Here is a 17,631-nt window from a genome sequence, read left to right as displayed (position 1 = left end):
CTCGCCGCTGATGACCGATACCGCAACGGATCTTTCCCGACTCGACCGCAGGGTTCTGGGAGCGGGCACCACGCTCCGCTTCGTCCTGCTGGTCGTCCTGGTGACCACGAGCTGCCTCCAGCTGATGTGGATCATGGCCAGGGCCTTACGCGCCACGGTTCCGAGCGCCTGTCCCCCTGAGGGTGGCGCCCCTGACCGGTCGGTGGACCAAGCCTGCCTGGAATCGGCCTCCTACCCTTCCTCCTGGGCCTGGAGCGTGGGCGGCACCCTGCTGGTCTTCGTCCTCGCGCTGATCGTCTATGTCTGGCTGCCGCGCTGGAAGGTGCGCAGCGGCAGGCTGGTGCCGGTCCGAGATGCCGCGCTCCTCGACGAACTGGCGGCACTGACGCGGCAGGCCGGGCTGAGCAGGGCCCCGTCGTTCGTGATGGACCCGGTGGCGGCCACTCCCAGCGCGGTGGTCTTCGGGCGGTGGCGCAGCCACACGGTCAGCCTGCACGGGGGCCTCATCGCGCGGCGCGCGGCTGACCCCGACGGTTTCCGTACGGTCGTCCTCCACGAACTCGCGCACATCCGCAACCGGGACGTGGACATCGCCTACGCCACGGAGGCGCTCTGGCGGGCCTTCGCCCTCGTGGCCCTGCTCCCGTACGTGGTCATGAGCGTCTATCCCCCGGGGGCGAGCCCGTCGGAAGTCCTCGAACAATGGGGAGAGCGTTGGGCGTTCGGTCTGCGCGGCCTGGCGTTCCCGCTCATCCTGGCGGCTCTGGTGATGCTGGCGCGCGCCGATGTGCTGCGCACCCGCGAGCTGTATGCGGACCTGGACGCGGTGCGGTGGGGTGGCAGCCCGAAGGCGCTCGCGGTGGGCGCCGCCGTCCCGTTGAGCACGGGCTTCGGAGTGCGCCACGCCGGGCGGCGTTTCCTCGCACTGTGGCGGACCCACCCGGCGTGGGAGGAGCGCCAGGAGTCGCTGCTCGATCCGGCGGCGCTGTTCGGCATCCGGGCGACCACCATGTTTCTCACGGCGGCGGCAGTCGTCGAGTCGGGCCAGGTCGTCCTTCTGGGTCGCGACCTCCCCGACCTGGTCTCCGCCCCTACCGTGGCCGCCTGGCTGGCGGCCGCGCTGGTCACCGGGATCGTCGGGACGGCGCTGTGGCGAGCTGTCACCCACGCCGTGCTGGCCGGCCGGCCCACACCGTCGGGACTCCGGGCAGGCACGTTGCTGGGCCTCGGGCTCGCTGCGGGAGAGCTGATGACCTTCCGCTCCTCGGGGAGAAGCTGGCTCCCGCCGTACCCCCATGTGCTGCTGCTTCTCATCGCCGCGTGTGCGGGGCTGACCTGGTGGGCGGCACAGTGCGCCGAGGTGTGGATCAGGACCTGCCGCGGCCGGTCCCTCCGGTGGGTACAGCTCGGTGGTCTGACCGGCACGCTGGCCGTCTTCGGTGCCTGGTTCGTCTGGTGGGACACCCACGGCTACCTGTACCTGATGGATGTGGACCTCTCCGGACTGTTCACCCGCCTTCAGGACCACTTCCCGTACTCCGGCACCCCCGAGCAGCAACAGGCCTTGCGTGGCATCTCCCCGCTCTTCGCACTCGTGCTCATGATGGAGCCGGCCCTCATGGTCGGCGGAGTGCTGTTGTGGCTGTATCCCCTGGCGTCCTGGATGCGCCGTCCGGTCACTGAGACGCCGGCATGGGTGCGCCGAGCACTGCCGGAGGCAGTCCGGCCACCGGCAGTGCCGTCCGGACCGCCGCCGCTCGGATGGGTGCTGAAGCGCGCCGCGGTCGGTGGTGCGCTGGGGGTCTGCATCGTGGCGGCGACTCGGGTGTGGCTGCATCTTTATCCCGTCTCCTGGGACGAACGGGCAACACCCGCCTGGAACATGTTCGTCTGGCTCTGGCTCGCCGTGGCGTTGTGCGCCGGCGCGGCGGTGACCGCCATCGTGGTCTGTGTCCAGGCGCCCAGGTGCCGGCTGCCGGCGGCCCTCGTCGCGGCAGCCGGCGCGCTGCTGCTGGGGCTGGTCGGTGCCTTCGCCCTGGGCGCCACCGAGGGCTGCGCCCCGCAGCTGTCGGTCATGGAGTCCGCATGTGGCTGGCGGCCCGCCACGGCGTGGGCGCAGATGCGCTTTGTGGGGTCGTTCTCGCTGGCCGTGGGCTTCTTTGCGGTGACGATCGTCGCCCCGGCCGGGATCGTGGTCCGGGCAGCGCTCCGTGGACGTGGCAGCGAGCAGGCGGTCAGGCCCCGCTCGCCGGTATCGCACACGGACGTACCCGCATCCCGGCCCACGCGCAACGGCCCGGTCCTGGCCCTGGTGGCGGGCTGCGGGGCATGGGGCGTCCTGGCCGTGGCGCTCGCACGGGCATGGCTCCATGCCCGGCAACCAGCCGACCGGCACTCCTCATCCCGGCTGTGGTTCCAGTGGTTTCAGGACTCCCAGCTCTCGATCGCCTGCGCGCTGGTCCTCGCCGTGGCCACAGCCGCAGCGGTGGCATACGTCATCGTGGGGCGGCGCGGGCACCCCGTGCGCAACCGTGCGCTGATCACCATGAGCGCCGCGGGAGTCACCTCGCTGACCGGGCTCGTGACAGCGTTCGCCCTCACCGGCGCGGACGGCTGCGTACCGCCACTCGGCGTCCTGGCCGAAACCTGCGGCTGGCGGCCCGAGAAGAGCTGGCAGATCCTCCACGTCCTCGTCGTACCGAGCCTCATCGCCCTCGGCATCTGTGCGGTGAGCGCGCTCACCGTGGTGGCCGCCGCCTGGCACTGGAGGCGAGGAGGTGAGCCAGGGACATCCGCGCCCCACCGGCCGCCTGCGACGACGAACCGCATCTGGTGGCGACGCGCCTACCTGGCCCTGACCTGTGCGTTCGCACTCACCCTGTGCTCCGGCTGGTGGCAGCAGACGGCGCGCTCGAACGAGATGCTGTCGGCCGCTTTCCCCCGCTCACACGAGCCGGACCCCGGGCCGCCCTCCGGCGAGAAGGGTTCCCGCATGACGACTCGACAGCGCCTGGTCATCTGGCAGCTGAGCGGAGGCCTGGCCATGCAACGGGACTTCGCGGGAGACGTCAACGCCACGGGCTCCGCGCTGGCAAAGGCCGGTCAGGGAACGGGAGGGCTCGACCCGGCGCTCTTCCGCCCCTTGTGCGACCGCTGGATCGCCCACGGCCGCCGGGCCCTCGCCGTCGCGCCCGTCCCGGAACCGACCGCCCGGAAGCACTGGCGCAGGGCCGCCACACTCGCCGTGCAGGGCGGCTCACAGTGCCGCCAGGCGCTGGAGAAGGATGACGTCGATCTGTTCGGACGCGGCATCCTCGCCCTGCGCACGGCCCGGTACGAACTGGACGAAGTCCGATGGCGCTTCCGGCACTTCGGGGCCCCCGATCCGAACAGCCGGTCCGGCGGCGGGGTGGCGGATTAGGAGCCGTATTTCACCTCGCCGTACGGGCATCGGGCCCTCAGACCTCCCGCCCCGCCACCGGATACGGCACGAACCGGCTCCACCGAGGAGGAGCAGTTCCACTAGGACCTGTCGTCAAACTCCCGCCTGCCCCGCGGCCCGGCGCGCAGGTGCCGGCCGCCCCGTTTCCAGGTGAGGGCCGAACGGGTCGCCCTGGCGAGGGAGTTGCCGGCCTTCACTCCCCGGTGTCTCATGTCACATTCCGGTATGTGGTCAGAGGTGTCCGATACGGGGGCGGCGTTCTACGCTGGCCGGGCAACAGGTTCGCCCCGTCCGCCAGACGGGCCGCGTCGTAAGAGGGAACCCGGTGGGAATCCGGGACTGCCCCGCAGCGGTGAGTGGGAACGAACGCCGTCATACGCACTGGATCACGCGTCCGGGAAGCGACGGCCAGTAGGTGCCCGCCGGAGGTCTCCGGCAGGCGCGCCCGCGAGTCCGAAGACCTGCCCGTTGCCCGTGTGCGCCCCCGCGTGCACGGACATCCCGGTGACCTCGAGGGCAGGTCGGCGTTCTCACCAGGCGGTCCCGTGCGTGGCAGACGCACCGTGCTTCCGCCGGGTGTCCGTCACCCCTTCGCGTACCTCGTTCCGTCCCCGGGACCATGACACGTATTCGCGAAGGAGAATTCCGTGACAGCGAAGCCCGCAGCCGCGGCAGCACGGGCCACCGTGTACGGCTACCCCCGCCAGGGACAGCACCGCGAACTGAAGAAGGCCGTCGAGGGCTACTGGAAGGGCACGGTCGGCGCCGACGCGCTCCAGGAGACCGCCCGCACCCTCCGCCGTTCCCACTGGCAGCAGCTGGCCGGCGCCGGCCTCCACGAAGTGCCCACCGGTGACTTCTCGTACTACGACCATGTGCTGGACACCAGCGTCATGGTCGGTGCGGTCCCGGACCGCCACCGCGCCGCCGTCGCGGCCGACGCCCTCGACGGCTACTTCGCGATGGCGCGCGGCACCCAGGACGTGGCGCCGCTGGAGATGACCAAGTGGTTCGACACCAACTACCACTACCTGGTGCCCGAGCTGGGGCCGGACACCGTCTTCACCGCCGACTCCGGCAAGCAGGTCGCCGAGCTCGGGGAGGCCCTCGCCCTCGGTCTCACCGCCCGGCCGGTGCTCGTCGGACCGGTCACCTACCTCCTGTTGTCGAAGCCCGCCCCCGGCGTGGCCGCCGACTTCGAGCCGCTGACGCTCCTGGACCGGCTGCTGCCGGTCTACGCAGAGGTGCTCGCCGATCTGCGCGCCGCCGGAGCCGGGTGGGTGCAGCTCGACGAGCCCGCCCTCGTCCAGGACCGCAGCCCGGCCGAACTCAACGCCGCCGCGCGCGCCTACCGCGATCTGGGCGCCCTCACCGACCGCCCGCAGCTCCTGGTCGCCTCGTACTTCGACCGGCTCGGCGACGCGCTGCCCGTCCTGGCCAAGGCCCCGGTGGAGGGTCTGGCGCTCGACTTCACCGACGCGGCAGCGGCCAACCTCGACGCGCTGGCGGCGGTCGGCGGGCTGCCCGGCAAGCGCCTGGTGGCGGGCGTGGTCAACGGCCGCAACATCTGGATCAACGACCTGGAGAAGTCGCTGGCCACCCTCGGCACCCTGCTCGGCCTGGCCGAACGGGTCGATGTGGCCGCTTCCTGCTCGCTGCTGCACGTGCCGCTGGACGCCGCCGCCGAGCGCGACATCGACCCGCAGATCGTGCGCTGGCTGGCCTTCGCCAAGCAGAAGACCGCGGAGCTGGTGACCCTGGCCCGGGGCCTGACGCGGGGCACCGGCGCCATCGCCGCCGAACTCGCCGCGAACCGCGCCGACCTGGCCTCCCGGGCCGGCTCCGCCCTCACCCATGACCCGGCCGTCCGTGCGCGGGCCGCCGCCGTCACCGACGCCGACGGCCGCCGTGCGCAGCCGTACGCCGAGCGCGCCACGGCCCAGCGTGCGCACCTCGGCCTGCCGCTGCTGCCGACCACCACCATCGGCTCCTTCCCGCAGACCGCCGAACTGCGCGCCGCCCGCGCCGACCTGCGGGCCGGACGCCTGGACACCGCGGGCTACGAGGAGCGCATCAAGGCCGAGATCCGTGAGGTCCTCGCCTTCCAGGAGGAGGCCGGTCTGGACGTCCTGGTGCACGGTGAGCCCGAGCGCAACGACATGGTCCAGTACTTCGCCGAGCAGCTCACCGGCTACCTCGCCACCCGGCACGGCTGGGTGCAGTCCTACGGCACCCGCTACGTCCGCCCGCCGGTCCTGGCGGGTGACATCTCCCGGCCCGAGCCGATGACGGTGCGCTGGACCTCCTTCGCCCAGTCGCAGACCGGGCGCCCCGTCAAGGGCATGCTCACCGGGCCGGTCACCATGCTCGCCTGGTCCTTCGTCCGCGACGACCAGCCGCTCGGGGACACCGCCCGCCAGGTGGCGCTCGCCCTGCGCGACGAGGTCAACGCCCTGGAGGCGGCGGGCACTTCGGTCATCCAGGTCGACGAGCCCGCGCTGCGCGAGACGCTGCCGCTGCGGGCCACCGGCCACGCCGCGTACCTGGCCTGGGCCACCGAGGCGTTCCGCCTCTCCACCGGCGGGGTGCAGGACCGCACCCAGATCCACACGCACATGTGCTACGCGGAGTTCGGCGACATCGTGCAGGCCATCGACGACCTGGACGCGGACGTCATCAGCCTGGAGGCCGCCCGCTCCCATATGCAGGTCGCCGGGGAGCTGGCCGAGCACGGCTATCCGCGCGAGGCCGGGCCCGGTGTCTACGACATCCACTCCCCTCGTGTCCCGGACGCCGAGGAGGCGGCGGCCCTCCTGCGCAAGGGACTTGCGGCCCTTCCCGCCGAGCGGCTCTGGGTCAATCCGGACTGCGGTCTGAAGACCCGCGGCTGGCCCGAGACCCGCGCCTCGCTGGTGAATCTGGTCACTGCCGCCCGCACCGTGCGCGCGGAGCTGTCCGGCTCCTGACCCGTCACGGCCGGGAGGGGAGCGAGCGCGCCCGCCCTCCCGGCCGTCACGGCTCGTCGCACCGTTTGACCGGCCCCGCTAATCGTTTGTCATGGCAGCACCCGCTCTTACAAGCTGGCAGCTCATGTGCGCACGGACGTGCGCGAAGAGCACCGGGAGGGACGCGGAGTGAGCCGACGGATGGGTAAACCGGCAGAGGGCGATACCGGGTCCGCGAGCACACCGGACGGCCGCGCGCTCGCCGCGGCGTCCGTCACCGTGGTGCTGTGGGCCTCGTCGTTCATCGCGATCCGCAGCTCCGCCGCGCACTTCGGGCCGGGTGCCCTCGCCCTGGGCCGCCTGGTGGTGGCGTCCGTCGTACTGGGCGCGGTCCTGCTGGTGCGGCGCGGTGGTTTTCCGCCCCGGGAGGCCTGGCCCGGCATCATCGCCTCGGGGGTCCTGTGGTTCGGCGCGTACATGGTCGCGTTGAACTGGGGTGAGCAGCTCGTCGACGCCGGAACGGCCTCCCTGGTCGTCAATGTCGGGCCGATCCTGATGGCGCTGCTCGGCGGATGGCTGCTGAAGGAGGGTTTCCCGCCCCGGCTGATGGCGGGCATGACGGTGTCGTTCGCGGGTGCCGTGGTGGTCGGGCTGTCCATGTCAGGCGGCGGGCAGTCGTCGCTGCTCGGCGTGGTGCTGTGTCTGTTCGCGGCGCTGGCGTACGCGGTGGGTGTGGTGTTGCAGAAGCCGACGCTGAAGCACGCCACCCCGATGCAGGTGACGACGTTCGGCGCGCTCGCCGGCGCCGTCGCCTGCCTGCCGTTCGCCGGTCAGCTGGTGTCGCAGGTGAGCCGGGCGCCGCTGCCGGCGACGCTGCAGATGGTGTACCTGGGGGTGTTCCCGACGGCCCTGGCGTTCACCACCTGGGCCTATGCGGTGTCCCGTACGACCGTCGGGAAGATGGGCACCACGACCTACGCGGTGCCGGTGCTCGTGGTCGTCATGTCGTGGCTGTTCCTCGGCGAGGTGCCCGGCTGGCTGACGCTCCTGGGGGGCCTGCTCTGTCTGTCCGGGGTGGCGGTGTCGCGGATGCGGGGGACGGCACGGGCCCAGGCCCCGGCGGGCGGGCCCGGGAGCGGGACGGAGGCACGGCCCGAGGTGTCTGCGTCCGGGAACACCCGGACCTGAGTCCCGTCGCCGTCCGCCCCTCCGGACGTCAGACGGCCATCGCTTCCTGAATCCAGCGGTTCACCCGGTACGGCAGCCACCACAGCAGGGGGCCGGTGCGGCCGACCAGGCGCTCCGTCAGGAAGTCGGTGGCGATGGCCTTCGGCACGGTCCGCAGGGGTGCCCCGTAGGAGAGCTGGGTGATCGCTTCCCGGTACTCGGGTTCCTCGGCGGTGAAGCGGCGGAGTTCGCCCCAGCGGCGGTCGCGGATCTGGACGAAGCCGGGGCCCTGGCGCCAGAGGCACTTGCAGAGGTAGTGCCCGTCGCGCCACTGGGCGAGCGCGGCCACGGGGTCGGCGGGGCCGGTGAGGGTGCGGGGCGGCTGGAGGTGGCTGAGGTCGCGCCAGCCGTCGTCGGGTTCCGGGGGGAGCCGCAGCTGCCACTGCACCAGGATGGCGCGGGCCGTGAGATCGCGGATCAGGCAGAGCCGCCGGACGGCGTGCGCGGCGTCGGCGGGGTCGTCGACCGCGGTCAGGTCGACCGTGCCGGTGAACTCCACCCGGCGGGCCCCGAGTTCCCACAGCATGGTGGCCTGTTCGTCCGGCGGGCCGGTGAGGTCGACGGCGCCCAGGCTCATGCCGGGGAGGGCGCAGGCGTCCTCGTCGTAGTCCCGCCAGGCGCGGAGGGTCAGTGTTCGGGGGGCGGGGGTGGCAGTGCTGGTCATGGCGTTCTCCTGCGGCGCGTGGAGGTGCTGCGGCGGGCCGGTCGGGGGTCAGACGTGGGCGACGAGGGACCGGGGGTCGTCGTCCGGGTGCCCCTGCGGGGCCTTCGCGGCGTGGGTGTGACGCATGAAGTCGAGCCGCAGCAGGTCCTCGTTGACGGCGGCCGGTGCCAGGTGGACGTACTGGCCGCCGTCGGTGAAGACCAGCCCGAGCGTCACCCAGTGCTGGAGCAGGGTGTGGACGGCGGCGGCGTCGACAGTGTGCTCGGGCAGGCGGGCGGCGAGCTTGCGGGTCAGCGCCGCGGGGGCGTGCGGCTGGTCGAGGAGCCGGAAGGCGGCGATCTCGGTGGGGTCGGTGAGTTCCATGGCGCCCCAGTCGAAGGCGTGCCGGCGGCTGACGAGCACGATGCGGTCGCCGAGGTCCGCATGGGTGAGCCTGCTGTCCGTGTGGTGCTTCTTCCAGGCGCCGAGCGCGTCGTTGAGCGCGGTGACGGTGGGCTCGGCGATGCCGCGTTCGGGTGCCTCGAAGACGTAGGCCATGTCGAGGAGTTCGGACTCGGGCAGGTCGTAGGTGAAGCGGTAGTGCTCCTCGGGGCGCAGCCCGGTGAAGCCGAGTTCGGGGCGGTTGAAGTACGGGCTGAAGCGTTCGATGGCGATACGGGCGGACAGGTCGACGGGCGGGTCGAGGTGTTCCAGGGCCGGTATCTGGGCGATGACGGGTTCGTAGTCCGCTGCGGTCTCGCCGGGGAAGCCGTGCAGGTAGTTCCAGGAGACGGAGAGGCCGGTCTCGGCTCCGTCGCGGAGCATCCGGACGTTCTGGCAGCCGCTCACGCCCTTGTCCATCAGGTCGAGCACCCGGCTGTTGAGGCTCTCGATGCCCGGCTGGACGTAGATCATGCCGGCCTCGGCGAGCAGCCGCAGCTGCGGGCGGCGCATGTTGGCCTTGATCTCGATGTGCATCCGCAGGTCGTGGCCGCTGTCGATGATGCGGGGCAGCACGGTGGTGAGGTAGCCCATGTCGAGGATGTTGTCGACGAGGTACATGTCCAGGACCCGGTGCCGGCGGGCCAGTTCCGTGATCTCGTCGTAGAAGGTGTCGGGGCTCTTGCTGCGGAACTGCATGAAGGAGCCGTTGAGTCCGCAGAAGGTGCAGTGGTGCTTCTCCCCCCACCAGCAGCCGCGGGCGCCCTCGACGACGAGCTTGGGCTCCACCCAGTTGCGGGCGACGGAGGACGCCAGGCGCTCGAAGTACCCGCCGTAGTCGGGCGGCAGGATGGTCGCGGGCGGCAGCGGACGGGTGCTCATCGGGTTCGCGATCGCGGCGCCGGAGGCGTCGCGGTGGCACAGCCCGGGGACGGCGGACAGGTCGCTGCCCTCGTCGAGGGCGGTGAGCAGCTGGGGGAAGGCGGCCTCGCCCTCGCCGCGGACCACGAAGTCCAGGAACGGGAAGTTGCGGTGGGTGGCGTGGCCCTGTTCGGCGTCGCAGTTGGCGCCGCCCATGACGGTTCTGATGTGCGGGGCGAGGCGTTTGACGTGTTTGACGGCGGCGAGCGCGGCGGTGTTCTGCTGGAAGGTGGAGGTGAAGCCGACGACGTCGGGGCCGGCCGCGACGATCCGCTCGGCGATCTCCTGCACGAACTCCGGTACCACGCGGTGCAGTTCCTTGGACATCTGCAGCCGTTCGTCGCGCAGCTTGCCGCGCATCGAGACGCTGAACTCCTTCACGCGCCACTCGGGGTCGTCGTACAGGGCGGAGGAGAACACCCAGTCGCCACAGCCCATGAAGTACGAGGAGAGCGCGTAGAACTGGTAGTCGTCCGCGGTGAACCCGGTCCGCCGGGTGATCCAGTCGGTGAACTCCAGGTTCGCGTGCAGGACGTCGGCCCGGCCGGAGGTGCGCTCGTCGACGCTCCGTCGCAGGATGCCGAGTGCGAGGGACGGCAGGTCGATCGGGGACCAGGGCATGTTGACCAGCAGGACGCGCATGGCGGCTCCTCGTGCGGCGGTGGGTGGGAGGCGGCCGACGGCCGGCCGGTGACGTATGCGGGTCCGGCCGGCCCGGGAGTGCTCCGGGCCGGCCGGGGAGGGTCAGTCCTCCTCGGTGTCCTCGGCGTTACGGAACGGGACGGTCACCGTGATGCCGATGCCCGGTCTGCGGTTCTCCTCGTCACCCGCGAGCGGGTCGTTGTGGATGATGTCCTTCTGCATGGCTGTTGCTCCTCTTCTGGCGGTTGCGAACGGTTCTCACGATCCGGGGGCGCCGGACGGGCCGGTGCCTCCGGTGACCCCGTCCACCGGGGGACGGGGGGTTCGGTGGGCCGCGGGGGCGCGGCGCAGATGCTGGTCCAGAAAGCCCATGGCGCGGTGCAGTACGGCCACGTGGTGGGCGCCGGTGTAGCCGTCGTGGCCGGTCTCCAGCCACATCGACTCATGTGCCGCGCCGGCCCTCCGCAGCGCGCCGAGGTAGCTCCGCACCTGGCCGGGCGGGCACTTGGCGTCGAGGGTGGCGGCGATCACCAGCAGCGGGGCACGGACGTCGGCGGCGTAGTGGAGGGGCGAGCTGCGGGTGTAGCGCTCGGGCACGGTGTCGGGTGTGCCGCCGAACAGCCGCTCGTCCAGGGCCCGCAGGGCCGGGGTGCCGGTGCGGTACGCGGCCGCGCAGTCGGCGACCGGCTTGACGGCGACGCCCGCCCGCCAGAGGTCCGGTCGGGTGCCGAGCGCCAGCAGCGTCAGATAGCCGCCCCAGGAGGTGCCCCACAGGCCGGTCGCGTCCGGGCGGGCCAGGCCGCGGCGGAGCAGGTCGGTGCGGACCGCGACGAGGTCGGCGACCTGGGTGAGCCCGACGCCCGCGCCGTAGGCGGCGCGCCAGCGGGGGCCGTATCCGGTGGAGCCGCGGTAGTTGACCCGGGCGACCGCGAACCCGGAGGCGACCAGGGAGTGCACCTCGGGGTCGTAGGCGTCCCGGTCGTGGTCGGCGGGGCCACCGTGCACCAGGAACACCAGTGGGGGCCGCCGCCCGGTGACCAGGTCCGGTTCGCTGAGCAGGGTGTGCACGGGCCCGTCGGGGCCGGGGGTCCACAGTTCGCGGTGACGGCCGGGAGCGGGCGCGGGGAGGGTGGCGATTTCCGGGAGCCGGGTGCCGGCGGTGGAGCGCATCCGGGGCGGGGTGGCGGTGTCGGTCCAGAGGTAGTGCACGTCGTCGCCCGGGTGCGGGACGGCGTCGAGCAGGGTGCCGGGCGGGGTCGCCACCGGGGCCAGGGTGCGCCGGTCGAGGTCGGCCGTGGTGAGAGTGGAACGGCCGTGGCGGTCCTGGCGGATGAGGACACGGCGTCCCCCGGGGTACCAGTGCGCGGTGATCTCGGTGTCGAAGCGGCACCAGTCCTGGGGCAGCAGCCCGCTGCCGGGCCGCCAGGTCGCGAGCCGGTAGCGGTCGTGGTGCTCCTGGACCAGCAGCAGTTCGGTGCCGGCCGGGGACGGCGCGAAGCCGAGTGCCCAGAGCCGGCCGTGCTGTCCGGAGAGCCGGTCGAGCACCGCCCCGGAGCAGGTCAGCAGCGTGACCGCCCGGTCGGAGCCGGCCGCCCCGGACAGCGCCAGCAGCCCGCCCGAGGGCGACATGCCCACCAGCTGCGCCTGCCCTTCGACCGTGCTCACCTGCCGGGCCGGCCCCCCGGGTCTCCCGACATGGACGGTCATGCCGCGGCCGTCCCCCAGGCCGAGGGCCACGGTCCCGGCGTCGCTGACGGCGAGGCCGTGCGGGAGCCCCGGCGGCAGTCCGGTCAGGCCGGGCCGCCGCGCGCCGCCCTCGAAGTCCTGGAAGTACCAGCGCCCGCGGCCGCCGCGGTCCTCCGCGAACCACCACACCCGCGCGTCGGCGTCGAGGGCGCAGTGCAGGGTGCCGTGCGGGCTGTCGGTGACCTGCCGTGCGGTGCCGGTGGCGGCGTTCCAGGTGAAGATCTCGCAGCGGCCGTCGGCGTCCGCGGCCAGCGCCATCCGTGCCGGGTCGCGCGGGCAGACCTCGGGGAGCGCCGGCTGGTAGACGCGGAAGCCGGTGCCGGAGGGCGGCGGGGCGGCGGGGTGCGCCGCGGTCGTGTTCATAGCGGCTCCGGACCGGTGCGGCGGGTGCGGGACGGTGCCACGCAGGTGGTGTGGAGCGCGAGCCCGGCCAGCAGGACGGCGCAGCCCAGGAGGGTGGCGGCGGCCCCGGCCCGGTCGGCCGACAGCCCGGCGAGGGCGGGCGCCACGGCGGCGGCCGCGCCCGACACGGTGGCCAGTACGGTGCCGGTACGGGCCTGGAGTCCGAGCGGGACGACCTGGATGATCCGGGCCTGCAGCGCCACGGTAGCCACCGGCGTCAGCAGGCACAGCAGCCCGAAGAGCAGCCCGAAGTGCCAGGCCTCCCGGGCCGTCGCCAGGGCCGCGGCGGGCGGCACCATCAGCCAGGACACCGTCACCAGCAGCCGGCCGGCGGAGCGGCGGCCGGCGATCCGGGGTGCGGCGAGCGCTCCGGCCAGTCCGGCCGCCCCGGCGAGGGCGAGGACCAGGCCCAGCGGCGCGGCGCCCCGGCCGTGGTCCTGGAGGGCGAAGACCGTTGTGTAATACAGCGCGACGAGCAGGGCGTTGACGCCCGAGATCCACAGCAGCGCCAGCCGCAGGAAGGGCACCCGGCGGATCAGCGCCAGGCCGGCCCCGGCTTCGGCGACCCGGGCCCGCCACCCGCGGTGCTCGCGACCGGCCGGCGGACGCTGCTCACGGCGCGGGGCGAGCGGGGAGCGCAGCGCGCAGATGCATCCCGCCGCGACGGCGTACGAGAGGGCGTCCGCCAGGAACGGCAGCCAGCGTTCGGCCTGGAAGAGCAGCCCGCCCAGCGCCGGCCCGGCCACGAGGGCCGCCCGTTCCCCCGCCTGTAATCGGGACAGCACCCGCCGGTGCTCGGCGGGCGGGCACACCAGCGCGACGGTGCCCAGCGCCGCCGCCTCGTAGCAGGAGGTCGCGCACCGTTCGACGAGCACGGCGGCGATGAGCGCGGCCAGCGGGACCGGGCCCGCCGCGACGGCGACGGTGACCCCGCCCATGGCGGCGGCGGAGACCAGCGCGGAGCCCACCATCAGCCGCTTGCGCGCACCGCGGTCGGCGGGGACGGCGGCGAACGGGCCGAGCAGCAGCGTCGCGGCCGCGGAGAGCCCGGCGAGGGCCCCGACCTCGGCGGGCGAACGGCCGAGGGTCAGCAGCAGCAACGGCAGGACCAGCCCGGACGTCTGGCTGCCGAGGGCGTCGCAGGTGCCCGCCCACCAGAACAGCCGGAGGTCGCGGCGGGCCTGCGGCAGCGCAACGGCCGGTGCCACCGCCGGGACGGACGCGGTCATCAGGGACGGCCCGGGGCGGGTCTCGCGGTGCCGCGGCGGGCCCCGTCACGCGCGGCCCGTGCCGGGCGGTCCGCGCGGCCGGAGGCGCTGCCGTACGCACCGCAGCGCGGAGGGAGTTCGGCCACCGTGGCTCGCGAGGAGCCCTCCGGTAAGTCGTGGGGTGCGCCGCCTGCCGGGGATGCCGCTGACCGTTCCATGCGAAGCCACCTCACGTATGTGGGCAGATCGTGAAGATCAACCGCACCAATAGGTCAACTTGCGGAGGAAATGTGCCCGAATCGTGCCGGAGCTTAGCCAGACAGTGACGTGGGCCACAAGGTGTATGCGCCGAAGACCTTCGCGCGGCCCGTCCGAACGGGCCGGCACCCCGTCGACCAGCACTCCGGCGCCCTCAGCTCATCGCGTCGGCCGAGAGGGGCGGGCACTGTGGGGCCGTGATTGATCCGGCACAGGCTCCTGCCCAGGGCCACCCGTCGGCCGACTCGGAGTCCAATTGGCCGGATAGGCAGGCTTGTTGACGCTGCATCAGGAGAGGTAGTTCCCTCCGTCGGCACACCGGCGGAGGAAGCCTCGCCAGCACCCCGGCAGCCCCAGGGCACAGGCGGTCGCGTCAGGGCCGGCTCTCCACCAGCTGCGCGTACTCCTTGCCCAGCTGCGACATGGCGTGCTCGAACTCCTTGCGGGAGATGGCCTCTTGCAGCGTGCCGAGGACCGCCCGGACACCGCGGTCGGCCTCCGGCCCGGACAGGCCGGTGCGCCGGCGCACCCTGCGGACCGACTCCGCCGGCCCGAAGATCTCCATCTCACCCCGCCCCCGCTGGAGCGAGACACGCAGCGGCTCGGGAAGTTCGAGGGACAGATCGCGGGCTTCGCCGTCGCTCAGACGGTGCGCGAGCGTCTCCAGGGTGGCGCGGGTGAGATCGGCCGCTTCCTGCCGTGAGAGCCCCGCGCGAACCGCCACCGCCTGGAAGAACTCCTTGTCGTCCATGCGAGCCTCCACATCGGGATCGAGGGGTGAGCGAGGGAGGCAACCTCACTCACCACCTTGCCACGATCCCCCGCCCACCGTCGGCCCGCCACCGGCTGCACCCGCGCCTCCACTACAGGTCACCGGGGCGCGGGCTCCGCATGGCTGCCGCATGGCTGCCACGTCCGGCCCTGTCCGTGCAGCCGGGCCCGTGCAGCCGCGACCGGAAGGCGCCTGAGCTGCGGTGATGTCAGACCGGGCGCCTTCCGCGAGAGCCGGCGCGTGCGGGTGAGGCGGCCGGATCAGACCGGCCGGTTCGAGGTGATGGTGTCCGCCGTCGAGCCGGTCCGCGGTGTGCCGTCGCAGAGCGCGGCGGCCCCGCACAGGGCGGATTCCGGGCGGACCGGGACGCCGTTGGTGCGCAGCACGTCACGGACGTCGAGGATCAGCGGGAACACCTCCTGGTTCCAGTCCTCACCCTGCTCGTCCCAGGCGCGCTGCTCGGCCTCGACCGCCATCCGGTCCTCGGCGAACACCCGCTCGGTGAAGCGGCGGATGAACGGCCAGGCGAGATGGAGCGCCCCGGGGACCGGCGGTTTCGCGATCATGAGCAGGCCGTAGGCGTGGTTGACGCGCTGCTCCGCGTCCTCCGGCACGTACGCGGCCCAGAGGGAGAAGGACGGGAGTTCGGAGTTCTCGGGGACCGCCTGGAGGGTCTGGTAGGGGTACTCCGTGCGGACCGTGATGACATCGGGTGCGTCCCCTCCGCCGAAGCCGTCACCGGACAGCAGGCCGGCGCCGCGGTCGCGCTTTCCCCCGCCGGAGACGAAGAGATAGCGGGCCTCCACGAATTCCGGACCGGATTCGTATCCGAGCAGCTTGGGGTGGATCTTGCCGAGAACGCCGCGGTGCAGGAACTGGTGGTTCATGTCCAGCAGGTTTTCGTGCATGAACGAGTAATGGCAGCGCACCGTGCGCGAGAACATCATGGTCTTGTGCTTGCCCGAGGAGAATTCCGGCAGCTCGGGCAGTGGGGTCTTCTCCGCCTTCGCCGGATCACCCGGAAAGACGAACACCAGGCCGTACATTTCGCGGACCGGATAGCAGCGCACCCCGCGCGGCGGCCGCTCGGTGCCCTTGGGCAGATACGGGATCTGCGAGATCCGGCCGTTCCCGCGGTAGGCCCAGGCGTGGTAGCAGCAGCGCAGCGTCTCGCCCTCCACGACCCCCATGCTCAGCGGCACCTGGCGGTGGGCGCACCGGTCCTCCAGCGCGAAGACCGTGCCGCTCGCGCCGCGGTAGAGGACGATCCGCTCCCCCGCGAACACGGCGGCGAAGGTCTTGCTCTTCGGCACGCTTGTGGAAACCGCGACCGGATACCAGAAATTCGGGTTGATGCCCGTACGCCGAAGGTCCGCCGCCACTCCGGGACGAAAGGCACGCAGCTGTTCCGGGCCATCGTCCGGCCCGGCCGGATTCGCCCCGTCCCTTGCGGGCTGAGCCTTGGTCATACGTTTCTCCCTCGCACGCGGGTGAGTGATACGGAACGGGGAGAAGATCGGATGGCGGCGGGCAGCGCGCGGTACCGGATTCTCCGCGATCACCTAGTGCGTTTCCCCCGGTACGGCGCCGATCAGGCTCGCCCCGGAGGGTGACGGGGCCGGGCCCGGCCGGTCACGACCAGCGGACCGGGAGGTGCCGCGGGCCGCGGAGCAGGGCGCCCAGCCGCCAGCGCAGGTCGGCCGGGTGGGCGTCCAGCTCCAGCTTCGGGCAGCGCTCCAGGAGGGTGCGGAGGGCGATCCGTGCCTCCAGGCGGGCGAGCGGGGCACCGAGGCAGAAGTGGATGCCGTGTCCGAAGGCCACATGGCCGCGGGCGTCACGGGTGATGTCGAAGCGGTCGGGGTCGGCGAAGCGGAGCGGGTCGCGTCCCGAGTCGGCGATCACGGGGAGCACGACCTCGCCCCCGCCGGGGATCACCGTGCCCGCGATGTCGGTCGGCTCGCGGGTGAAGCGGAAGGTGGAGGTCTCCAGCGGCCCGTCGTAGCGCAGCATCTCCTCGACCGCGCCGTCGATGAGCGACAGATCGGCGCGCAGTGCGGCGAGCTGGTCCGGGTGGGTGAGCAGCGCCAGGACGCCGTTGGCGATGAGGTTGCCGGTGGTCTCGTAGCCGGCGATCAGCAACAGCTGGGCCATGCCGAGGAGTTCCTCGTGGCTGAGCCGGTCGCCACCCTCGTCGCTCACCGCGATCAGATCGCTCAGCAGGTCGTCGCCGGGGCGGGCGCGCTTGGTCTCCACCAGCCCGTCGAGATAGCCGGTCATGGCCGTCAGGGCTGCTCTCGTCCGCGGGGTGGGGGCGCCCACCATCAGGATGTCGGTCCAGGTGCGGAAGGTGTCCCGCTCCAGGAAGGGCACTCCCAGCAGCTCGCAGATGACGGTGATGGGGAGCGGGAAGGCCAGCGCGTCGACGAGATCCGCGCGCCCGTCGGGGGCGGCGAGCATCGTGTCCAGCAGCCCCTCGGTCAGCTCCTGGACGCGCGGCGCGAGGGACGCCACCCGGCGCGCGGTGAAGGCGCGGGCCACCAGGCCACGCAGCCGGGTGTGCTGCGGCGCGTCGGCGCGGAGCATCGACACGCCGCTGGACACCGGCTGCATCGGCTGTGCGGACGAGGCGTGCCGCCACTCCTTCGACAGCCGGGAGTCGCTGAGCGTCGCGCGTACCTCGTCGTAGCCGACGACCAGCCAGACGACGGTGCCCTCGGGGAGGCGCACCCGGTGCACCGGGCCGCGCTCGCGCAGCCGGGCGTAGCCCGCGTAGGGATCGCGGACGAAGTCCTCCCCCCATGCCGCCAGATCGACTGTCCCCACCGGTTCCGTGGTCATCCGGCCTCCTGTGCATCGCGACGTTGCCCCGGGACGACTGGTACGGGGGAACCCTCCCCGGCTGCGGGGCCGCTAACCGCCGCCCGTGCCGAAATGGCGTACGGGGCAAGCGTGTTGGAAAGATCCGGTGATGCGGGCGGGCGGGT

The 17,631-nt window shown here is 72.7% G+C and carries 10 protein-coding genes and 1 riboswitch; of the genes, 3 read left to right on the top strand and 7 right to left on the bottom strand.

Going from position 1 to position 17,631, the window contains the following annotated elements:
* Window positions 1-10 precede the first annotated feature (10 nt).
* The 3 genes from ACGFN2_RS02405 to ACGFN2_RS02395 all read left to right on the top strand — a co-directional run bounded on the left by ACGFN2_RS02405 (window position 11) and on the right by ACGFN2_RS02395 (window position 7,575).
* Window positions 11-3,421, top strand: coding sequence for a M48 family metallopeptidase (locus ACGFN2_RS02405; protein WP_393356903.1), 3,411 nt, complete (start codon window positions 11-13; stop codon window positions 3,419-3,421).
* A 282-nt stretch (window positions 3,422-3,703) separates the two neighbouring features.
* Window positions 3,704-3,926, top strand: a riboswitch (cobalamin riboswitch).
* Between the two features lie 163 nt (window positions 3,927-4,089).
* On the top strand, window positions 4,090-6,408 hold the full coding sequence (gene metE, locus ACGFN2_RS02400) for a 5-methyltetrahydropteroyltriglutamate--homocysteine S-methyltransferase (protein WP_393356901.1): 2,319 nt from the start codon (window positions 4,090-4,092) through the stop codon (window positions 6,406-6,408).
* Window positions 6,409-6,588: 180 nt separating this feature from the next.
* Window positions 6,589-7,575, top strand: coding sequence for a DMT family transporter (locus ACGFN2_RS02395; RefSeq protein WP_362601955.1), 987 nt, complete (start codon window positions 6,589-6,591; stop codon window positions 7,573-7,575).
* A 28-nt stretch (window positions 7,576-7,603) separates the two neighbouring features.
* On the opposite strand, the gene ACGFN2_RS02390 is transcribed toward ACGFN2_RS02395, so the two are convergent.
* The 7 genes from ACGFN2_RS02390 to ACGFN2_RS02360 form a co-directional block, all read right to left on the bottom strand.
* Window positions 7,604-8,278 (bottom strand): DUF5825 family protein, encoded by a 675-nt coding sequence (locus ACGFN2_RS02390; protein WP_362601953.1) that lies wholly within the window; start codon window positions 8,276-8,278, stop codon window positions 7,604-7,606.
* A 48-nt stretch (window positions 8,279-8,326) separates the two neighbouring features.
* Window positions 8,327-10,261: a RiPP maturation radical SAM C-methyltransferase gene (locus ACGFN2_RS02385; protein WP_393356898.1), complete on the bottom strand. Its 1,935-nt coding sequence runs from the start codon at window positions 10,259-10,261 to the stop codon at window positions 8,327-8,329.
* A gap of 258 nt (window positions 10,262-10,519) precedes the next feature.
* Window positions 10,520-12,370, bottom strand: a complete 1,851-nt coding sequence (locus ACGFN2_RS02380) for a S9 family peptidase (protein WP_393356896.1) — start codon at window positions 12,368-12,370, stop codon at window positions 10,520-10,522.
* Entirely contained in the window at window positions 12,367-13,638 is a 1,272-nt protein-coding gene (locus tag ACGFN2_RS02375) for an MFS transporter (RefSeq protein ID WP_393356894.1), read from the bottom strand. The genes ACGFN2_RS02380 and ACGFN2_RS02375 overlap by 4 nt, the downstream gene beginning before the upstream one ends.
* A gap of 610 nt (window positions 13,639-14,248) precedes the next feature.
* The gene (locus tag ACGFN2_RS02370) at window positions 14,249-14,626 is read right to left on the bottom strand and encodes a DUF2267 domain-containing protein (protein ID WP_393356892.1); all 378 of its coding nucleotides are present in this window, start codon (window positions 14,624-14,626) and stop codon (window positions 14,249-14,251) included.
* A gap of 281 nt (window positions 14,627-14,907) precedes the next feature.
* On the bottom strand, window positions 14,908-16,116 hold the full coding sequence (locus ACGFN2_RS02365) for a Rieske 2Fe-2S domain-containing protein (RefSeq protein ID WP_393356890.1): 1,209 nt from the start codon (window positions 16,114-16,116) through the stop codon (window positions 14,908-14,910).
* A gap of 163 nt (window positions 16,117-16,279) precedes the next feature.
* Window positions 16,280-17,485: a cytochrome P450 gene (locus ACGFN2_RS02360; protein ID WP_393356888.1), complete on the bottom strand. Its 1,206-nt coding sequence runs from the start codon at window positions 17,483-17,485 to the stop codon at window positions 16,280-16,282.
* Window positions 17,486-17,631 lie beyond the last annotated feature (146 nt).

It is taken from the genome of Streptomyces sp. NPDC048612 (assembly GCF_043199295.1).
Lineage (GTDB): Bacteria > Actinomycetota > Actinomycetes > Streptomycetales > Streptomycetaceae > Streptomyces.
Note: the sequence above shows the minus strand (reverse complement) of the source record. Positions and strands in the feature narration are given on the sequence as shown.